The following is a 19,824-nucleotide window of genomic DNA, read 5'->3' on the forward strand; positions in this document are numbered from 1 at the left end:
CGTGAGCACATTTTTCCCACCACACAAAAAAAGAAGCGCCATAATGGCACTTCTTTTTTTGAAATTAAGGCAATACCGATGCGCCCATCAAGTAGCGGTCCACTTCTCGAGCTACTTCACGGCCTTCATTGATGGCCCAAACGATGAGGCTTTGCCCTCTCCTTGCATCTCCGGCAGCGAAAACTCCTTCGACATTGGTTCTGTAATCTCCATAAATGGCATCAATTTTTTGATGCACTGTTTCTACGCCAAATTGAGCTAATAGCGGCATTTCCGTTCCTTCAAATCCGATTGCGATGAAAACGAATTGTGCAGGCCATACTTTTTCAGTTCCTGGTACTTCCCGGAAAATGTACATTCCGTCATCGCCTTTGATTTTTTCCATTGAGATTGTGTGCAGTTCTTTAACGTTGCCATTTTCATCGGCGACGATTTTTTTTGTTTGGATTGAATATTGACGCGGATCTGCACCGAATTTCGCTTCCGCTTCCTCATATGCATAATCAAGGGAAAACACATTCGGGTAGGCTGGCCACATATTATCAGATGTACGGGCCGTCGGAAGGATTGGATGCTTCCCGAATTGTACGACGCTCTTACATTCCTGGCGAAGGGCAGTCGCGACACAGTCAGCCCCTGTATCCCCGCCGCCGATGACGATGACGTCCTTCCCCTTAGTGTCTAAAAACTTGCCGTCCTCAAAATTGGAGTCCAGCAGGCTTTTAGTCGAAGTCGTCAAGTAATCCATTGCAAGGTGAATGCCTGTTGCTTCACGTCCTTCAATTTTCAGGTCACGCTGCTTTTGGGCACCTGTGCAAAGGATGACTGCATCATACTGATCTTGCAGTTCTTCGGCTGTTATATCTTTGCCTACTTCTGTATTGGTAATGAAATCGATGCCTTCCTGGGTCAATAATTTGATCCGGCGTGCAACGACATCTTTTTCAAGCTTCATGTTCGGGATGCCGTATGTCAACAGCCCGCCTGCACGGTCTGAACGCTCATAAACCGTGACCGAATGACCTGCTTGATTCAACTGGTCGGCACTCGCCAATCCTGCCGGCCCTGAACCGATGATGGCAATTTTCTTGCCGGTCCTGCTTTCAGGGATGCGAGGCGTGATCCAGCCATTTTCAAATCCTTTATCGATGATGGTCCGTTCAATGTTCTTGATGGTAACGGCAGGATCGCTTATCGCTACCGTACAAGACCCTTCACAAGGGGCCGGGCAGACGCGCCCGGTGAATTCAGGGAAATTATTCGTTTTCGATAAACGGTCCAATGCTTCTTTCCATCTGCCGCGATACACCAAATCATTCCACTCCGGAATCAGATTATGAATCGGACAGCCCGTTGTGACTCGGTTCAATTCCATGCCCATATGGCAGAAAGGGGTGGCGCAGTCCATACACCGCGCTCCCTGTGTACTTAACTTTTCATCAGAGAAAGGAGCTGTATACTCTCTCCAGTCGTTTAAACGAGTGAGAGGATTCCGGTCTTTTGGTTTTTCTCGCGGATAATCCATAAATCCTGTTGCTTTTCCCATCTTTCTCTCCCCTTCCTTACTGCATCACAGCTTGTTTAGTGATTTTTTTATCTTGAACGGCATTTGCTTGAAATGCACTCATGATCGCTTCTTCATCCGTCAGCCCTGCACGCTTCTGCTCATTGATGCTTTTGATCATCCGTTTGTAATCTTTCGGAATGACTTTTACGAATTTCTTAGCGAAATCCTCCCAGTTTTCCAGTACATACGATGCTTTGGCACTTTCTGTATAATGAAGGTGGCTGTAAAGCATTTCTTTTACCTCGTTGGCATCATCCATATTATCAAGCGTCTCGAATTCTATCATTTCACCATTGCATAATGCCTTGAATTCTTCTGCATCATCAGCAAGTACATAAGCGATGCCGCCTGACATGCCTGCCGCAAAGTTTTTGCCGACGTCACCCAGGATGACCACGCGTCCGCCTGTCATATACTCACAGCCATGGTCTCCAATTCCTTCAACGACGACATTGACTCCACTGTTCCGTACGGCAAATCGTTCCCCTGCACGGCCATTAATGTAGGCCTCGCCGCTTGTTGCACCATATAAGGCGATATTTCCGGCAATTACATTGTCCCCGGCCTCGATCTGATTGCCAGAAGGTGCCGTGACAATGATCTTTCCGCCAGATAAGCCTTTTCCAACATAGTCATTGACATCACCTGTCAAATACATCGACATCCCTTTTGGAATGAACGCACCGAAGCTCTGGCCCGCCGATCCTGTAAAACGAAGTGTGATCGTATCTTCAGGCAACCCTTCCTCACCATAGCGTTTGGATACTTCACTGCCGACAATCGTTCCGACCACACGGTTCACGTTTGTAATCGGGAAGCTGACATCCACTTGGGTTTGATCAATTAAAGCAGGCTCCACAACAGGTAAAATCTCACGGATATCCAAGGATTCTTCTATTTTATGGTTTTGAGGAAGTTGATAAGTACGTATCCCCTCCGGTTGGAAAAGTAGTGTCGTCAAGTCCAGATGCTTCGCTTTCCAATGGTTTTGCGCCCGCTCGCTAACTTGTAAAACATCAGTGCGGCCGACCATTTCTTCCAATGTTCTAAAACCAAGCTCAGCCATCGTTTCCCGGACTTCCTCAGCGATGAAGCGCATGAAATTCACGACATGATCGGGATCTCCAGTGAATTTGCTGCGAAGCTCAGGGTTTTGAGTAGCTACCCCGACAGGACATGTATCCAAATGGCAAGCACGCATCATGACACAGCCAAGGACCACAAGCGGTGCTGTAGCGAAGCCGAATTCTTCCGCTCCAAGGATAGCTGCCATGACCACATCGCGTCCCGTCATTAATTTTCCATCCGTTTCAAGGACTACACGGCTTCGCAGGCCATTCAGCATCAATGTTTGGTGTGCTTCGGCAAGGCCCAGCTCCCAAGGAAGACCAGTATGTTTGATACTCGTTTTTGGTGATGCGCCCGTACCGCCATCATACCCGCTGATAACGATGACATCTGCGGCTCCTTTGGCCACACCGGCTGCAATCGTGCCTACTCCTGCTTTTGACACAAGCTTGACGCTGATTCTGGCATCACGGTTCGCATTTTTCAAATCATGGATCAGTTGTGCCAGATCTTCAATCGAATAGATATCATGATGCGGAGGCGGTGAAATAAGGCCGACACCCGGTGTGGAACCACGGACCTCTGCGACCCAAGGGTATACTTTGTTTCCAGGCAGCTGGCCGCCTTCACCCGGCTTTGCACCTTGCGCCATTTTGATTTGAAGTTCATCGGCATTAACAAGGTAATGGCTTTTCACTCCAAAACGACCGGACGCAATTTGTTTAATTCCGCTGCGGCGGTCATCGCCGTTTTCATCCAGTTGGTAACGGCTAGGGTGCTCCCCGCCTTCACCGCTATTGCTTTTTCCGCCTAAACGGTTCATCGCAATCGCTAATGTTTCATGTGCTTCCTGACTCAATGAACCGAATGACATCGCGCCCGTTTTGAATCGGCTGACGATGGATTCCACGGATTCAACTTCATCTATAGAAATGCTTTGGCGTTTTTGGTCGAACGAGAATAAATTCCGTAAAAAACCGAGTCTCTCTTCATTTGCCAAGTTTGAATATTGCTTAAATAAATTATAATCGCCTTTCCGGCAGGCCCATTGCAGTGTATGGATCGTTTTCGGATTGAATGCATGATGTTCCCCTGTTTTTCTCCATTGAAAATCACTTCCGCTTTCAAGTGTTTGGTCAAGGGAATCAGCTGCAGCTTTTCTATGACGAATCAACGCTTCATCTGCGATCGTTTCCAAATCGATCCCACTAAGCTGCGATGCCGTACCGCTGAAATAGCGTTCAATCACATCAGCACCGATTCCGACCGCTTCGAAAATTTGCGCTCCGCGATAACTTTGAATCGTTGAAATCCCCATTTTCGACATTACTTTTACGATGCCTTCCGTCAACGAGCGTACATATTTCCTCACCGTTTCTTCGTAGCTGATGGCCAAACTGCCTTCCAATACGGCCTGCTTATATGTTTCATAAGCAAGGTACGGGTAAATCGCATCCACTCCATACCCGATCAGGGACGCATAATGATGGACTTCCCTCGCTTCCCCGGATTCAACGATAATGCTCACTTTTGTACGGTTCCCATGACGGATCAGCTCCTGATGAAGGGCGCTCGCAGCCAGCAGGGAAGGTATCGCAGCCTTTTCCTTGCTCATATCCTTGTCAGATAAAATCAAAAGGCTTACTCCATCAGCGATTGCTTGTTCCGCTTCACGACAGATGCGATCAAGTTCACTCTCTAAATCTTCTGAAAATATAGTGTGAATGACTTTGCTCCTGAATTCAGGATAGGCGTTTCCTTTCAACTGCTGCATTTGACCTGGCGTCAAAACAGGTGAATCCAATTGAATGCGGCGGCTGTTCGTTTCATCCGGTTTCAGCAAATCTCCTTCCGCACCGAGGAATGTCATCGTTGACGTGACGATCTGTTCACGAAGCGAATCGATTGGCGGGTTGGTTACCTGTGCAAAGGATTGCTTGAAATAGTTGAATAGCGATTGCGGGCGATCTGATAAGACCGCTAACGGAATGTCATTCCCCATGCTGCCCAGTGGATCTTTGCCTTCGTTAATGACCGGCAGTAAATATTTTTGGACATCTTCATACGTGTATCCAAACGCTTTTTGCCTGAATAACAAATCACTCAATGGCTCCCCTTCGAGCACAGGTTCTTCGTCACTTAATTGTACAAGTTGTTCGTCCAGCCATTGCTGGTATGGATTTTCCTGAGCCATTTCCGACTTGATCTCTTCATCGGAAACAATACGGCCTTCCTCTAAATCTATTAAAAGCATTCTGCCTGGGCTTAAACGATCTTTATATAATACATTCTCCGGCTCCACATCGATCACGCCGACTTCAGAGGAGAAAATGATGTAATCATCTTTTGTCACATAATACCTTGCAGGCCTTAAACCATTTCGATCCAGGATGGCACCGATTTGCTTGCCATTCGTAAAGGATATGGCCGTCGGCCCATCCCATGGCTCCATGAGCATGCTATGATATTCGTAAAATGCCTTCTTTTCCTTCGTCATATGCGGATTTTCCGTCCACGGTTCAGGGATCAGCATCATCGCCGCATGTGCCGGTTTACGCCCGGCAAGCACAAAGAATTCAAGTGCATTATCAAGAATCGAGGAATCACTGCCGTCTATATCAAGAATAGGCAGCACCTTTTGCAGGTCATCCCCGAATGCTTCCGAAACAAACTGCTGCTCACGAGCTTTCATCCAATTCACATTACCTCTAAGCGTATTGATTTCGCCATTATGGATCAGGTAACGGTTTGGATGTGCCCGTTCCCAACTAGGAAATGTATTCGTGCTGAAGCGGGAATGCACTAAAGCGAAAGCCGAAACGAAGGACTCCTGTTGAAGGTCAAGATAAAAAGCATCCACCTGCTCAGGCGTCAACAATCCTTTGTATACGATCGTAGCACTTGAAAGGCTGGCAAAATAAAAACGATTGCCGCGTTCACGAGCCCAGTTTTCAGCTTGTTTTCTGATAATGAACAATTTACGCTCAAAAGCTAAATCATCAGTCATCCCTTCGCTTGCCCCGATGAATACTTGGCGAATCGTCGGACATGTCTCCTTGCCGACCTCTCCGATTTTCGTTGCATCAACAGGAACCGTTCTCCAGCCTAATAACGTTTGGCCTTCTTGTTCGATAAATGCATTCAAACGAGCTTCGATTTCATTCCGTTCATCATCATTGTTAGAGAAAAAGAGCATGCCTACACCATAGCGTCCTTTTGCCGGCAAATTCATTTCCGGGCATGCCAGCCTGAAATATTCATCAGGAATCTGTACCATTAATCCTGCGCCATCTCCTGTAAGCGGATCGCTGCCTTGTCCGCCGCGATGATCTAATTGGCACAGCATATTCAGTCCTTGTTTGACGATGTCATGTGTAGCAAGCCCTTTTAAATGAGCATATAAACCGATCCCACATGCATCATGTTCAAATTCAGGATGGTAGAGCCCTTGTGCTTTTGGTATTTGATTGTATGTCATATTAATCGCCCCCATCGTATTCTTACACCGTTATGTCACTTACATTTATTCTAGGTTTTCAAATCGATATAAACAATATATAATTCAAGTAGAATCCATCTCAATTTGAGATGAATGGCAGGAGGATGAATAAATGGAACTACGACAATTACGTTATTTTGTTGAAGTCGCCGAGAGAGAACACGTCTCAGAAGCCGCAGAGCACCTGCATATCGCACAATCTGCAATCAGCCGGCAAATATCCAGATTGGAAGATGAACTTGGCGTTCTGTTATTCGAGAAAATCGGCCGGAATATCCAATTGACTCCAATTGGTAAAATTTTCTTAATCCATGCCAAAACGGCGATACAGGCGATTGAATATGCTAAATATCAAATTGAGGAGTTTTTGGACCCTGAACACGGAAGCATTAAAATCGGGTTCCCGACCAGCCTTTCCACCCATTTACTGCCTACCGTCATTTCCGCCTTTAAAGATGAGCAGCCAAATATCGGCTTCCACTTAAGACAGGGATCTTATTCCTCTTTAAAGGAAGCTGTCAAAAATCGCGAAATCGGATTAGCCTTTCTTGGGCCGATTCCGACAAACGATCCAGATATTGAAGGTCATATCCTGTTCACGGAAAACATATCGGCTTTACTTCCCATAACTCACCCTTTGGCTGAAAGAAAGAGTCTGCGCCTAAGTGATTTAAGAAATGATCCCTTCGTCTTGTTTCCCAAAGGATACATCTTTCACACTATTGCACTCGAGGCGTGCAAAGCAGCCGGTTTTGCACCGAATATCGCCTCGGAAGGTGAAGACATGGATTCCATAAAAGGGCTCGTTTCTGCCGGAATCGGAGTCAGTCTGCTCCCTGACAGTACTTTTTATGAAGTCATTCCAAGACTGACTGTCAAGATCCCGATCGATACACCCGAAGTCAAACGGACTGTCGGCATCATCACTCCTAAAAACAGGGACTTGGCTCCATCAGAAAAACTTTTTTACCAATTTGCCAAAAAGTTCTTCTCTGTTCTCGAGCAATATCAATAAAATATGGCCTTCTAAACGGTTAATGGTAATCGTAGATGGGACCAGTTCTTCCCATAAATATTTCAACTAGACAACTTGCCTATAGCCCACTGAACGAATAATGTATCAAGATTATTCGTTCAGGAGGAATTTAAATGCAACCCACCTATCCACATCTTGCTTGGCATGAAACACTCGAGCTTCATGAGTTGGTTGCCGCTCAGTCCAATGCCCTTATGAAATTTAAAAAAGCTTACCCAAAAATAAAAGACCCAATTCTAAAAACGATTTATAAGCAAACAATCGATACCCTTACCCAAAACATCATGGATCTGCTGCAATTTTACCCGTTGACGCCTAAAACGGACAGGGATGACGATGTATCAAGGGATGACGCATCGGCCGCCGCTGCCGGGGAATTGCTGGGCTTTGCCAAATCATCTATCAAAAATTACGCAATGGCGATTACGGAAACAGCCACCCCTTCCCTTCGAAAGGTATTTAAGAAACATTTAAATGGAGCCATCGATACCCATGCCAAGATATTCAACTACCTTTATGAAAGAAACCTCTATCCTGCTTACGATTTGAACCAATTGCTTCAAAATGACGTCGATGTTGCCAATAAGGCTCTTTCCCAACCTTTCTAAATGCGAAAATAGGCAAGCATACCGATCGCTTGCCTTTTTCCCGCGTTCAGATTCCGTTTTTCAATATAATGTTATAATATATAAGAATTGGATTTGATTAGGTCATTAGTATTCAAGGGGTGAAAATCATGAAAAAAATCATTTTATCCATTATCCTTTCCCTGCTCTCATTTTCTTTAGTTGCCTGTAAGGCCGGTGAGCCAAAATCCGAGAATATCCTTTCAGTTCCTGAGCTGACAGCAAGGGAGAAAGCCATCCTGGAGAATTCAAGTGAACATTCCTTTCTTATCAATTTCAGTGTGGATGATACATACAAGGAGATGTCCGTCTGGGTCGAAAAATATGAATTTGGCAAACTTGTCGAACCTGAAATAGGACGCATGACAACGGGGATTGAAAAGAATGGGACAATCATCTTTACGACATCGAAAACGGATGATGATCAAAGACGATCGATGTTCAGCGTCAGCATCCAAAACGATGATGGTACGGATACGGTTACTTATCCTGAAACCATTGATGAAATGGATTCCAGCGTATGGGGCAGTGCTGGCAAACTCAAAATAAACAGCATAAACAAGCTTGCATTGGCGAGTATATGTTACTCAAGCGGAAATGAAGGCATACGTTCACTTTCCACTGATTTTTATGGTGATATGGAAGGACATATGGACGAGTTGAAGGAATACGATGTTGTCTACCTCCTGAGAAGTGAATTCACTAAATGAGCTGACAAATGCAGGGGCAAGTTTGTTTTAGCACGATACTATTGCAAAAGTGGATCGTTAAACTCTATGACTTCGAGAAAATAAATGAGGCGTTTGAAGAATCAAAAAGGGTTGTCATCTAATGGTTGATGATGAAAAAACCATTGGATGACTGATTTTACTCATTTGAAAGATGAGTAAGTCCAAGTTATAGGATGGATGTAAATTTTTCTACATTTTAAAAACGGGTTGAAGGAAGAGGTATTTGGGTGTAATCTTTAAAAATAATAAAACGGAAAGAAGATCATTAATTTGAAGAAAATCATCCTCCTCTTTGCAGCAGTAGTCATCGCGAGCTCTCTCGGACATCAAATAACCGGCGGATATAATGACCCTCGAAAATCCCGCCCTAGGTATATACATTTGAAATAAGGAATCCGCTTTTGAGCTTGATTCCTTATCATTTCGGTAGGCAATAAATATTAATATTTTAAGAAGCGATCATGGAATTTGAATCTAAGAAAACTTATCACTCAATTAAGCTGGTATTAAATCCCCTTAAATTACTCAGTCCTCATTATTTCTCACCAATATTAGATCACCTTCATTCGATATATAACCATCTTTTCCCGTTTTATCGATATATACGTTATAGCCCTTTTTCAGTTCGATCACGATTGGCTTTTTCACTTTTTCGTCGATATCCCATTGAATCGTTTGCAAGCTTTCGGTTTCCGTTTCATCTTTTATATCGACAAACACTCCAATTTTATCGCTTGTTCTTAATAGTACATAATTCCCCGCTGGGATCTCTGTACCGACCACATAATGACCAGGATCTTTCATGATGATTTTTTGATTTTTTTTCACGACTTTTTCAAATTCAGAAGGCTTGAATTCAATCTTCCCTTTAATCGAGAAATTTTCATTCATATATGAAGGCTCTGCATGCAGTACAGCATTTTTGTGCATTTTATTGCCAGCAACTACAGCTTCACTATCGAGAGCTTTAATATCATAATAACCCTGATCGATATCTCCCCCGACAATGATGTTTTGTGATTCCAACACCTTATAGGAAGCAGCATTATTTTCCGTATTTCTATTAGCGGCACTCATCGCTGATGGAACAATGTACACTTTATAGATAAGGAATCCGCTTATCAATACGAGTAAAGTTAACGCGGCTATGCTTTTATTTAGACAAAATATGCAATAATCATGTTTAATAGCAAGCAACCAACCACCACTAAAAAGGAAAATGACATATTTCCCAATAACATCGTTTTATAATAAGAGTATCGCCCTTTTTTGGTCGCTACGATATATCGGTAGCCTGTTTTATAGTCTTGAATATAGCTGTCGGCGCACATGATCAATAGAAAAATGGGCAAAAACCAGATTAGTAGTATTTGCATCATATGACCTAATGAACTTGCCGCTAAAAAAGTGGCTAGATGGGGCATGATCCATGACTCTAAAACATTGCCGATCAAAATAAAAATATCAATAATGACAATCGCCACAATACATAACACGATGAACTTTGCTTTTTTATTATTTGTTAATCGATAATAATAACTATTCATTTTGTCTCCCTTTATAAGGCCACCTTGAATCAACAATCATCCAAGGTGGCTTCACCATATTCATCATTTTTTATTTATTATATTCAGTGGTGTAATAAGTCTTATATTGTCCAGGTAGTATTCTCCCTGTCTCTTCATCCCAATATCCCTCTACAGTATAGGTACTAGAGCTATAATTATTATTCTCAGCCGTTAACCTAACATTAGCGGCATTGGCACCTGCATTGCCTTTAACATAATGGTTGCGCCCACTTTTTTCACCGCTGCTACCTGCTGTAACTTTCACTGCAGGAGATACGTTCGTGCCATCGCTTCTTTCCACCCAATATGTCGTATAAGTATTCGTACCTTCTTGTGAATGATACATTCTCACCTTCCATGTATTCCGTTCTGTAGTCGTTTGGCGATACTTTGTATGTGTATATTCGTTGCCTTGCTCTTTCTTAATCTTAAAGGAATATACCGAATTCTCATTCCCAGCTTCAACTGAAAGCGTTCCTAACCCGATTGAGCAAGCTAAAATAGTACCTAATGCTATTACTCTTTCCTTTCTTCTTTTCATCATATTTTCTCCTGAAATTTATTTTTGAACAGATTAATGATATATGAATGGCAAGTATGTGAAGTTTCATAATTAAAATGGGACATGCCACATCTGACATCATGAAATGAAAATGCAATGATAAATAATTTTCTAGCATCACGGCCCGGAAAAAGGCACGCTCATAGCAAAAACACCGCCGATGAGGAGCAGTATTTTGATTCGTTTTCACACAAAAAAAGGCCGTTTAACATGTAGTTAAACGGCCTTCCCCTGTTGCTATTTAGCTTTCTTTACGGTTACTTTTGCTGCTTTTCCTGTATTGCCCGCTTTGTCTTTTGCTGAGACATATAATGCGGAGCCTGCTTTTTTCTTGCTGATTTTGATGGAGAAGTTCCCCTTACTATCAGCTTTTGCCGTTCCGATGTTTTTATTGCTGTACTTCACGGTAACGGTTGAACCGATTTCCGCTTTACCAGTTACTTTTGTTGCTTTATCGTTTACTTCATTCACTTTCGGTGTACCTGGAGCGGTTTTATCTTTAACCGTTACTTTTGCTGCTTTTCCTGCATTGCCCGCTTTGTCTTTTGCTGAGACATATAATGCGGAGCCTGCTTTTTTCTTGCTGATCTTGACGGAGAAGTTCCCCTTACTATCAGCTTTTGCCGTTCCGATGTTTTTATTGCTGTGCTTTACTGTTACGGTTGAACCGATTTCCGCTTTACCAGTTACTGAAGTAGCTTTATCGCTTACTTCATTCACTTTCGGTGCATCCGGGGCGGTTTTATCGAGAACCGTCACGGTTGCCGCCTTGCTTTCACGTTTCGCTAAGTCTGTAGCTGTGACTGAAAGTTTAGTGCCGGCCTTTTGCTTGCTGATTTTCACTTTGAAATTCCCTTTGCTGTCCGTGTTACCTGAACCAATCACTTTTTTGGCACTATTTTTGATCGAGATTTTCATGTCCGCTTGCGATTGACCCGTTACATACGTATCTTTGTCACTTAAAGCTTTAACAGTTGGCTTGTTAGGGGTTGCACCCTTATTCACGAATACTTTGATTGATGATACTGCTAGTTTTGAAGAGTCAGAGATATTCACAGTAAGTTGCTGCGCAGCTTTTTGAACCGGAATCGTAACGCTGAACGTTCCGTTGGATGACGCCGTTCCTTTACCGAGCGTTTTGCTTCCGCTTTTCACTTCGATTATTGAACCTTTTTTAGCTGAACCAGTCAGTTTTGTTTGCGTATCCATCACAAGATTGACTTTAGCTTGTAAATCCACTGCACTAAGAGCACTGTAAGCATTCAGCCTTCCATATCCGGAGACTAAATCTTTCCCGACAGGAAGTTCTTCTTCCGGTATGATGATTTCTCCATCTTCTGGTTCATAGTCCTCATAAGGGTCTACATTATCTTCTTCTTCAAAAGCGACATATTCCGATGTCTCATGAAGGATTTCCCTTACTTCATTCACTTTCAACCCAGGGTTTCCGGATAATAATAAGGCCGTGGCTGCCGCAACATGGGGAGCTGCCATTGATGTACCATCCATGTAAGTAACATTCCCGTTAGGCACAAGGCTCGGAATGGCTGTTCCCGGAGCGACCATGTCCAACTTCGATCCATAATTGGAATAATCGGAAACTAAATCAAGGGCATTGGTTGCACCGACTGATATGGCATATTTTGATGATGCAGGATAAGAAAGACCTTCCATACCATCATTACCGCTTGCTACGACAACCATTACATTCTTGGCAGCCGCATGTTTCAAGGCATATTCAATCGTCCTGCTATATTCTCCGCCCAAGCTAAGGTTTATGACCTTTGCACCATGATCCACGGCATATTTAATGCCTAGAGCAATTTTCTCATTGTCTCCATAACCTGAAGAGTCCAAGACCTTCACAGGCATGATTTTAGCTACTTGATTGATTCCTTGCATAGAATAACCGTTATCTGCTTTGGCAGCGATGATTCCGGATACATGTGTACCATGACCATTGTCATCGATTGCTTTTTCTTTCTTATCGATGAAATTCTTACCGGACTCCATTTCAACGACACTCTGTAGATCCGCCAGTGAATCATCGACACCTGTGTCGATAACCGCTACCAACGTATCTTTTAAATTACGTTTCTTAATAAGGTTCTGCAGTTTTTCGTTATCAATGTCCGCTCCCTTAATGCCTTCTTCCCCGCCGGCGTTATCTAAAGACCATTGATACGGAGATTGAATGTCGGCAGAAAGTGCTTTGTACGTTTTTACCGCTTCGATATATTCCACTTCTGGAAGTTTTTCGATACCGGATAGAGCTGCTGTGCTCATTTTAGCTTGGTTCTTTAACTCTACAACATACATATCATCATACAGAACCTCTTGTTGCTTAGGCGCCGATAATGTTCCATATCCTTTTCCGCTTATCTTGGATTGGACAGCGCTTAATGACTTCCCAGGTTTAAGTTTGACGATATATTTATTCTTTACATTTTTCGAAGCAGGAAGTTCGATTCCCGCTTTGCTTGCGATATCGACGATTCTCTCACCTGCAAGTTTATCAAGATTGATTTTCTTTGCAATGGCGTCCATATCCTTTTTCAATCCCGCCGGAGCGACGTCTGCCGATTTATTGAATAAGGCCTTAATCGCCTCTTGCTGCTTGTTGCTAATGACTGCAGTACTGCTTGCTCCATTTTCATTAAGATCCTCGATAAGGGGCTTAATCTCGACTAAGTGATTATAAACGGCTTCCCTTGCCGTTTTATTACCAGCCAGATGAAGGGCCAGGAATGGCGAAGCTTTATAGTATAAAGAGGAAAGGGTACGTCCCTCAGACGACTTCGTGAGAACTTCATCTCTAAACACGCGGAGTGTTTTCAACATGGATTCTCCAGTTTTCTTATCATTTACACTCACTTCAACCGGGCAAGATTCTAGCTCCTCTCCTTCGTCCCCGGCAGATGGCGGCAATGTCACTGAATGCGCATTGATGGAGTATTCAGCTACATTTTCCTTATCCGGAATGGGATTTCCCTCATCATCCGTATCGCCGAAATATTCAACTTTAACATAATATGTGCCTTCCCAAGCATATGGGAAATCGACTACAGCTTTTTCATCAGGATAAGAAGAGACAATATAATTGCTCTCATCTTTTTCTGCTTTTCCTTTATCTTGATATACGGAGATATTCAAGATTTTGTCCGAATTGACTTCGAACTCAATATGGGAGAACTTTTGTACTTCTTCTGTTGTGGGACTGATTTGGTACCATTGAACATCCGGTTTTTCAAACTTTCCGTCCAGAGTGTCCCCATTTTTAATCGCTTTTACATTTTCAATGGGTGTTGCAGCTGCTGCTTGAGAATTCAGCGGAACCATCAAGCTGAAAATCAGTGCAAAAATAAGTGCACACGCCGTAATTCGACTCACATTCTTAAATTTCACGGTTTTCCCTCCAATAATTGGTTAAAAAATAACAGTACTATACCAAACTATCACACTGTAAAATTTTATCAACCAATTTTTTCCCTTTTTTATGTCAAATGCTTAATTTATTTGGCCATAGAGCTGAAAAATGATTCGCATGAACCAATTAAGCAAGATATTTACGTTCCGATGTTCCTCTCATGACGATAGTAGCCTAATTGGTAGATTGATCGCTAATAGATTTAAATCGGTGAGTATCCTAACATGACCTAATTCCTATGGTCAGCCAATGCCACGAAAAAAAGCTGTCCCAGCAGAAAAATATGCGGGACAGCTTCCAATCATTTTTATTTAGTTTGCGACGATATTGACTAATTTGCCTGGTACGGCAATCACTTTACGAATGGTTTTCCCATCGATTTGTTCTTTGATGGAATCATCACCCATCGCGATTTCTTCCAGTTTTTCTCTCGTAGTGTCAGTCGGCACCATTAATTTCGCTTTAACTTTTCCGTTGATTTGGATGACGATTTCGACTTCGTTATCCACTAACTTAGCTTCATCGAACGCCGGCCATGTACCGTACGTGATGCTCTCGGAATGGCCCAGTTTAGACCAAAGCTCCTCGGCAATGTGAGGTGCAACTGGTGCAAGCAGCTTTACGAAGCCTTCGATATATACTTTAGGAAGCGAATCCGCTTTATAAGCATCATTAATGAATACCATCAATTGTGATATCGCCGTATTGAATTTCAATTCCTCATAGTTCTCGGTCACTTTTTTAACCGTTTGATGATAGACTTTTTCAAGCTTGCCCGTGTCATCCGTTTCGGTCATCTTATCTGTGATCGTACCGTCATCGTTGACTAATAAACGCCAGATACGGTCAAGGAATCGGCGGGAACCGTCCAATCCGTTTGTGGACCAGGCAATCGAAGCATCCAATGGCCCCATGAACATTTCGTACATGCGAAGTGTATCGGCACCATGGCTTTCAACGATATCATCCGGGTTCACGACATTCCCTTTTGATTTACTCATTTTTTCATTATTCTCGCCAAGGATCATTCCTTGGTTAAATAGGTTTTGGAATGGCTCCTTCGTTGGCACGACACCGATATCGTACAGGAATTTATGCCAGAAACGAGCGTAAAGCAAGTGAAGCACCGCATGCTCAGCGCCGCCAATATAAATGTCGACCTGCATCCATTCTTTTAATTTTTCAGGATCTGCAAGTGCTTCCTTGTTGTCCGGATCGATATAACGAAGGAAGTACCAGCTGCTGCCTGCCCACTGTGGCATCGTGTTTGTCTCACGGCGCCCTTTTCGTCCATTTTCATCCGTTACATTCACCCATTCCGATATGTTTGCAAGTGGTGATTCGCCTGTACCTGAAGGCTTGATGTCCGTAGCTTTCGGTAAAATCAATGGAAGATCTTCTTCCTTCACTGCAGACATCGTGCCGTCTTCCCAATGGATGATCGGAATTGGTTCACCCCAGTAACGCTGACGGCTGAATAACCAGTCGCGAAGACGGTATGTTATTTTCTTCGTACCGATTTCTTTTTCTTCCAGCCATTTGATCATCGTCGAAATGCCTTCTTCTTTATTCAATCCATCAAGGAATTCCGAATTCACATGAAGTCCATCGCCTGTATATGCTTCACTTGTCACATCTCCGCCAGCTACGACTTCCTTGATCGGCAAGTCGAACTTGACTGCAAATTCATAATCACGCTCATCATGGGCAGGAACCGCCATGATCGCACCCGTTCCATAGCTGATCAACACGTAATCGGCTATCCAGATCGGCATTTTTTCGCCGTTTACCGGGTTAATGGCATAAGCCCCCGTGAACACGCCTGATTTATCCTTGGCCAAGTCTGTTCTTTCTAAGTCGCTTTTATGTTTCACTTCATCTAAGTAAGCTTCAACTGCTGCCCTTTGGTCAGCCGTGGTAATTTTATCGACAAACGGATGTTCAGGTGCCAATACGGCATATGTTGCACCAAATAACGTATCCGGACGAGTCGTGAACACCGTGAATGTATCATCAAAGCCATCAATATTGAAAGTAACCTCCGCTCCCTCGGAACGGCCAATCCAGTTACGCTGCATATCCTTGATGTTTTCCGGCCAATCCACATCGTTCAGATCGTCAATCAAGCGGTCTGCATACGCAGTGATACGAAGCATCCACTGTTTCATCGGGCGACGCTCAACCGGATGGCCCCCACGCTCACTTTTCCCATCGATGACTTCTTCATTAGCCAATACCGTGCCAAGTGCCGGACACCAGTTAACTGCAACTTCATCAATATATGCAAGGCCCTTTTCATATAATTTCAAGAAAATCCATTGCGTCCATTTGTAATAGTCGGGATCTGTCGTGTTTATTTCACGATCCCAGTCATAAGAAAAACCTAGGGCTTTGATTTGGCGGCGGAACGTGTTGATGTTGTGCTCCGTGAATTCGGCTGGATCATTTCCCGTATCGATCGCATATTGCTCTGCCGGAAGTCCAAAAGCGTCCCAGCCGATCGGATGCAATACATTATACCCCTGCGCCCGTTTCATCCGTGCCAGGATATCGCTTGCCGTATAACCTTCCGGGTGCCCCACATGAAGACCTGCCCCTGAAGGATATGGGAACATATCCAGCGCGTAGAATTTGCGTTTGCCGCTTTCTTCACCCGTTTTGAATGTCTTATTGCCTTCCCAATACTTTTGCCATTTCGTTTCTATGCTTCTATGGTCAAAACTCATATGATTTCCTCCTAATTTCCGTATAAAAAACAATAAAAAACCCCTCATCCCAAAATAGGGACGAGAGGATTATGTATATCTTCCCGCGGTACCACCCACATTGGCGATAGCTAAAATCCGCCCAGCTTAAAACATCCGTAACATGGATTAAAACGCCAGGCATTACTTATTAATTCACACCCGGGACTCCAAGGCGAGTTCGCGACCGTCCCAGGTTGACTTGCACCACCCGTCAACTCTCTTTACTGGTTTAAACCGCTACTATTCCTCATCATAGTCTTTATGAGAATATTGATTTTATTTCATTCTAGTCAATTTCACCGATAATTGCAATAGCCGTACATAAACATTATCGACAGGTTTTTTATTATATATGCGAATTCAGGAAAATTCGTGCAAAAAAGGGAGCTATTCATTCATAGCTCCCTTGCTTCCATTTAATGTCGCAGTAAAGTCATTTCATTCCTCAATTGATTTAACTGCTGCTTCATCCGCGAAAGCATTTCTCGTTGCTGGTCATTCGAACTGGCATACAATCGTTCCATGTCCGTCAAAGCCTCTTCGATATACCTTTGCGAATTTTGAAATTGTTCATCATCGTAATGCTCCTGCCGTGAAGCCTCGTTAAATTCAAACTCTGCAAAATGGAGAGCACCTTCACATTGCTCTAAAAAATGATCGACGGATTGTCTGGTTGCCATTTCAAACCCTCTCCTTCGCGTCTCATTTGGATGATTCGGAATCATCTTGTCTAGTTTGAGCAAATAACGGGTGGATTATCATTTTTTTTGAGCAATCAACCTTTATCCCAAAACTTCTCACCTTGATGGGAAATGAATTGCTCGATCCATTCGGCAAAACCCATGTGGAGTTTCTCGCCTTCTTCAAAATCATCGATATGGCCTTTTACCATTAAATACTCCTTATCGCCTTTAGCGACGGCTTCCCCATCAATGACGATATTATCTTGATAAATGCAGGCCACTTTATAGCATCCCTCATAGGAATTTTCATATGTGTAATTAATAATATCATCCAGGCTGTATAAATCATTTTCCCCGCCCGATTCCACATTATCGAACAGACGGCATCCATTGGTTATTTTTAAAAACTCCTTATAATCCTCGGGCAGAAGCAGTCCGGTTTTCTTTTCAAAGGAATGAATTTGTTCATCCGAAGCAGGTGAATTGAAGGTGCAAGTGGCTTTGTATATGAATCCATCTTCATTTACTTCGATCACCTGATTATTTTCGGCTAATTTCTTTTTCATTTGATTAATCGCTTCTTCAACTTGACCGGTCATGTCCATCAGCTCCCGATTGGATATAGTCATTCAAAGATATACTCGAAATAGCAGCAAAATGTTTAGCCCTCAAGTATACAGTATACGCTTATTTTTCAAAAAAAGACCTAGCTGCGAGAATGTAGTATAATATATGTTGCGATTTAATTTATTTAGGAGGTTGCTGATTTGAATCAGGCAAACCCGTTTATATATGCAACGGATAACAAACGATATCATACATGGAATTACCACCTGAGGGAACATTTTGGACATAAGGTTTTTAAAGTTGCCCTGGATGGCGGTTTTGACTGCCCGAACCGTGATGGCACCGTCGCGCATGGTGGCTGTACCTTCTGCAGTGCCTCAGGCTCTGGTGACTTTGCGGGCAGCAGGGTTGAACCCCTCGACGTTCAGTTTCAGAAGATCAGCGAACGGATGCATCATAAATGGAAAGATGGAAAATATATGGCCTATTTCCAAGCGTTCACGAATACGCATGCCCCAGTGGAAGAACTTCGCGAGAAATATGAAAGTGTATTGACCCAGGAGGGTGTCGTCGGGCTCTCCATTGCGACACGTCCGGATTGCCTTCCAGATGATGTAGTCGAGTATTTAGCCGAATTGAACGAACGGACCTACCTTTGGGTGGAGTTGGGTCTCCAGACGGTCCATGAAAAGACCGCGACGATGATTAACCGTGCCCATGATTTCGATTGCTACAAAGAAGGCGTCGATAAACTGCGGAAACACGGCATCCGCATATGCTCCCATATCATCAATGGCCTTCCTCAGGAAGATTACGGCATGATGCTGGAAACAGCCCGGGAAGTTGCCAAACTCGATGTGCAGGGGATAAAGATCCATTTGCTTCATTTATTAAAAGGGACACCGATGGTCAAACAATACGAAAAAGGCCTGCTCGAGTTTCTTGACCGTGACGATTATGTCAGCCTGGTATGCGACCAGCTGGAAATAATCCCTCCAGAAATGATCGTTCACCGCATTACGGGTGACGGTCCGATCGATTTGATGATCGGTCCAATGTGGAGCGTCAATAAATGGGATGTCTTGAATGCCATTGATGCCGAATTGAAACGCCGTAACAGCTGGCAGGGAAAAAATCATCATGCGGAGGTACAATAATGAAGCTTGACCGAATTTTGCCATTCGCCAGGATTCTGCTGGAAAAAGCGGTCCATCCCGGGGATATAACCATTGATTGCACTATGGGTAACGGTTTTGATACGGTCTTTCTTGCAGGACTTACAGGTGAAAACGGGCATGTCTATAGTTTTGATATTCAAAAAGAAGCAATTCAAACCACAGCGGCGAAACTAAAGGCCGAGAATTTACAAGAGTGCTGCACCCTCATTCACGATGGGCATCAACATTTGAGCAAATACATCAGGAAAGAGCATTCCGGAAAGGTCACGGGTGCCATATTCAACCTGGGCTACCTTCCTGGCGGTGACAAATCAATCATCACCCAAGCCGATACGACGATATCAGCCATTGAACAGCTATTTGAATTGCTGGCACCTGAAGGCATCATCATCCTTGTCATTTACCATGGTCATCCAGGGGGATCGGCAGAACGGGATGCATTGATGGATTATGTACAGAACTTCCCTCAACAGAAAGCCCATATCCTGAAATACGGGTTCATCAACCAATCAAACAATCCGCCATTCATTGTCGCGATTGAAAAAAGATGAAGACTTTTGACACC

Annotated in this window: 14 protein-coding genes and 1 other annotated feature; of the genes, 5 read left to right on the forward strand and 9 right to left on the reverse strand. The window is 43.5% G+C overall.

Features of this window, described 5'->3' with window-relative positions; all coding sequences use genetic code 11:
- Positions 1–64: 64 nt before the first annotated feature.
- Both ACQKMF_RS22960 and gltB read right to left on the reverse strand, forming a co-directional pair.
- Positions 65–1,546, reverse strand: coding sequence for a glutamate synthase subunit beta (locus tag ACQKMF_RS22960; RefSeq protein ID WP_101225546.1), 1,482 nt, complete (start codon positions 1,544–1,546; stop codon positions 65–67).
- A gap of 16 nt (positions 1,547–1,562) precedes the next feature.
- On the reverse strand, positions 1,563–6,113 hold the full coding sequence (gene gltB, locus ACQKMF_RS22965) for a glutamate synthase large subunit (RefSeq protein ID WP_427575122.1): 4,551 nt from the start codon (positions 6,111–6,113) through the stop codon (positions 1,563–1,565).
- A gap of 133 nt (positions 6,114–6,246) precedes the next feature.
- Between gltB and ACQKMF_RS22970 the strand changes: the two genes are divergently transcribed.
- From ACQKMF_RS22970 to ACQKMF_RS22980, 3 genes are all read left to right on the forward strand, one after another.
- On the forward strand, positions 6,247–7,149 hold the full coding sequence (locus tag ACQKMF_RS22970; RefSeq protein WP_076370054.1) for a LysR family transcriptional regulator: 903 nt from the start codon (positions 6,247–6,249) through the stop codon (positions 7,147–7,149).
- 134 nt (positions 7,150–7,283) lie between these two features.
- Positions 7,284–7,778 carry a spore coat protein gene (locus tag ACQKMF_RS22975; protein ID WP_427575125.1) on the forward strand — a complete coding sequence of 165 codons (495 nt, stop codon included), beginning with the start codon at positions 7,284–7,286 and terminating at the stop codon, positions 7,776–7,778.
- Between the two features lie 128 nt (positions 7,779–7,906).
- Entirely contained in the window at positions 7,907–8,506 is a 600-nt protein-coding gene (locus ACQKMF_RS22980; protein ID WP_427575127.1) for a hypothetical protein, read from the forward strand.
- Between the two features lie 546 nt (positions 8,507–9,052).
- Here ACQKMF_RS22980 and ACQKMF_RS22985 read toward each other — a convergent pair.
- The 7 genes from ACQKMF_RS22985 to ACQKMF_RS23015 form a co-directional block, all read right to left on the reverse strand.
- The gene (locus ACQKMF_RS22985; protein ID WP_427575128.1) at positions 9,053–9,724 is read right to left on the reverse strand and encodes a hypothetical protein; all 672 of its coding nucleotides are present in this window, start codon (positions 9,722–9,724) and stop codon (positions 9,053–9,055) included.
- Entirely contained in the window at positions 9,685–10,074 is a 390-nt protein-coding gene (locus tag ACQKMF_RS22990) for a DUF2705 family protein (protein ID WP_402945017.1), read from the reverse strand. Before ACQKMF_RS22990 ends, ACQKMF_RS22985 begins: the two co-directional genes overlap by 40 nt.
- Before the next feature lie 70 nt (positions 10,075–10,144).
- Positions 10,145–10,636, reverse strand: coding sequence for a DUF2712 domain-containing protein (locus ACQKMF_RS22995; protein ID WP_427575130.1), 492 nt, complete (start codon positions 10,634–10,636; stop codon positions 10,145–10,147).
- A gap of 258 nt (positions 10,637–10,894) precedes the next feature.
- Positions 10,895–14,062: an Ig-like domain-containing protein gene (locus tag ACQKMF_RS23000; RefSeq protein ID WP_427575132.1), complete on the reverse strand. Its 3,168-nt coding sequence runs from the start codon at positions 14,060–14,062 to the stop codon at positions 10,895–10,897.
- Between the two features lie 333 nt (positions 14,063–14,395).
- Entirely contained in the window at positions 14,396–16,810 is a 2,415-nt protein-coding gene (gene leuS, locus ACQKMF_RS23005) for a leucine--tRNA ligase (RefSeq protein ID WP_427575134.1), read from the reverse strand.
- Positions 16,811–16,863: 53 nt separating this feature from the next.
- Positions 16,864–17,094: a binding site (T-box leader), on the reverse strand.
- A gap of 153 nt (positions 17,095–17,247) precedes the next feature.
- The gene (locus ACQKMF_RS23010) at positions 17,248–17,511 is read right to left on the reverse strand and encodes a DUF2524 family protein (RefSeq protein ID WP_101225556.1); all 264 of its coding nucleotides are present in this window, start codon (positions 17,509–17,511) and stop codon (positions 17,248–17,250) included.
- Positions 17,512–17,606: 95 nt separating this feature from the next.
- A complete protein-coding gene (locus ACQKMF_RS23015; RefSeq protein WP_063234889.1) occupies positions 17,607–18,113 on the reverse strand; it encodes an SMI1/KNR4 family protein in 507 nt (168 codons plus the stop codon).
- Between the two features lie 168 nt (positions 18,114–18,281).
- On the opposite strand from ACQKMF_RS23015, the gene ACQKMF_RS23020 reads away from it, so the two are divergent.
- Both ACQKMF_RS23020 and ACQKMF_RS23025 read left to right on the forward strand, forming a co-directional pair.
- On the forward strand, positions 18,282–19,238 hold the full coding sequence (locus ACQKMF_RS23020) for a TIGR01212 family radical SAM protein (protein WP_427575136.1): 957 nt from the start codon (positions 18,282–18,284) through the stop codon (positions 19,236–19,238).
- Complete coding sequence (locus tag ACQKMF_RS23025) at positions 19,238–19,810, forward strand: class I SAM-dependent methyltransferase (RefSeq protein WP_260359137.1); 573 nt, start codon at positions 19,238–19,240, stop codon at positions 19,808–19,810. Before ACQKMF_RS23020 ends, ACQKMF_RS23025 begins: the two co-directional genes overlap by 1 nt.
- Positions 19,811–19,824: the final 14 nt, after the last annotated feature.

This window comes from Peribacillus sp. NPDC101480 (genome assembly GCF_050277335.1).
Taxonomy (GTDB): Bacteria; Bacillota; Bacilli; order Bacillales; family DSM-1321; genus Peribacillus.

Excerpts from the sequence above, each read along its gene's own strand:
- ACQKMF_RS23025 (WP_260359137.1), top strand. The coding sequence starts at position 19,238 with ATGAAGCTTGACCGAATTTTGCCATTCGCCAGGATTCTGCTGGAAAAA.
- leuS (WP_427575134.1), bottom strand. The coding sequence starts at position 16,810 with ATGAGTTTTGACCATAGAAGCATAGAAACGAAATGGCAAAAGTATTGG.
- gltB (WP_427575122.1), bottom strand. The coding sequence starts at position 6,113 with ATGACATACAATCAAATACCAAAAGCACAAGGGCTCTACCATCCTGAA.
- ACQKMF_RS22975 (WP_427575125.1), top strand. The coding sequence starts at position 7,284 with ATGCAACCCACCTATCCACATCTTGCTTGGCATGAAACACTCGAGCTT.
- ACQKMF_RS22990 (WP_402945017.1), bottom strand. The coding sequence starts at position 10,074 with ATGAATAGTTATTATTATCGATTAACAAATAATAAAAAAGCAAAGTTC.
- ACQKMF_RS23010 (WP_101225556.1), bottom strand. The coding sequence starts at position 17,511 with ATGGCAACCAGACAATCCGTCGATCATTTTTTAGAGCAATGTGAAGGT.
- ACQKMF_RS22960 (WP_101225546.1), bottom strand. The coding sequence starts at position 1,546 with ATGGGAAAAGCAACAGGATTTATGGATTATCCGCGAGAAAAACCAAAA.
- ACQKMF_RS22995 (WP_427575130.1), bottom strand. The coding sequence starts at position 10,636 with ATGAAAAGAAGAAAGGAAAGAGTAATAGCATTAGGTACTATTTTAGCT.
- ACQKMF_RS22970 (WP_076370054.1), top strand. The coding sequence starts at position 6,247 with ATGGAACTACGACAATTACGTTATTTTGTTGAAGTCGCCGAGAGAGAA.
- ACQKMF_RS22980 (WP_427575127.1), top strand. The coding sequence starts at position 7,907 with ATGAAAAAAATCATTTTATCCATTATCCTTTCCCTGCTCTCATTTTCT.
- ACQKMF_RS23015 (WP_063234889.1), bottom strand. The coding sequence starts at position 18,113 with ATGACCGGTCAAGTTGAAGAAGCGATTAATCAAATGAAAAAGAAATTA.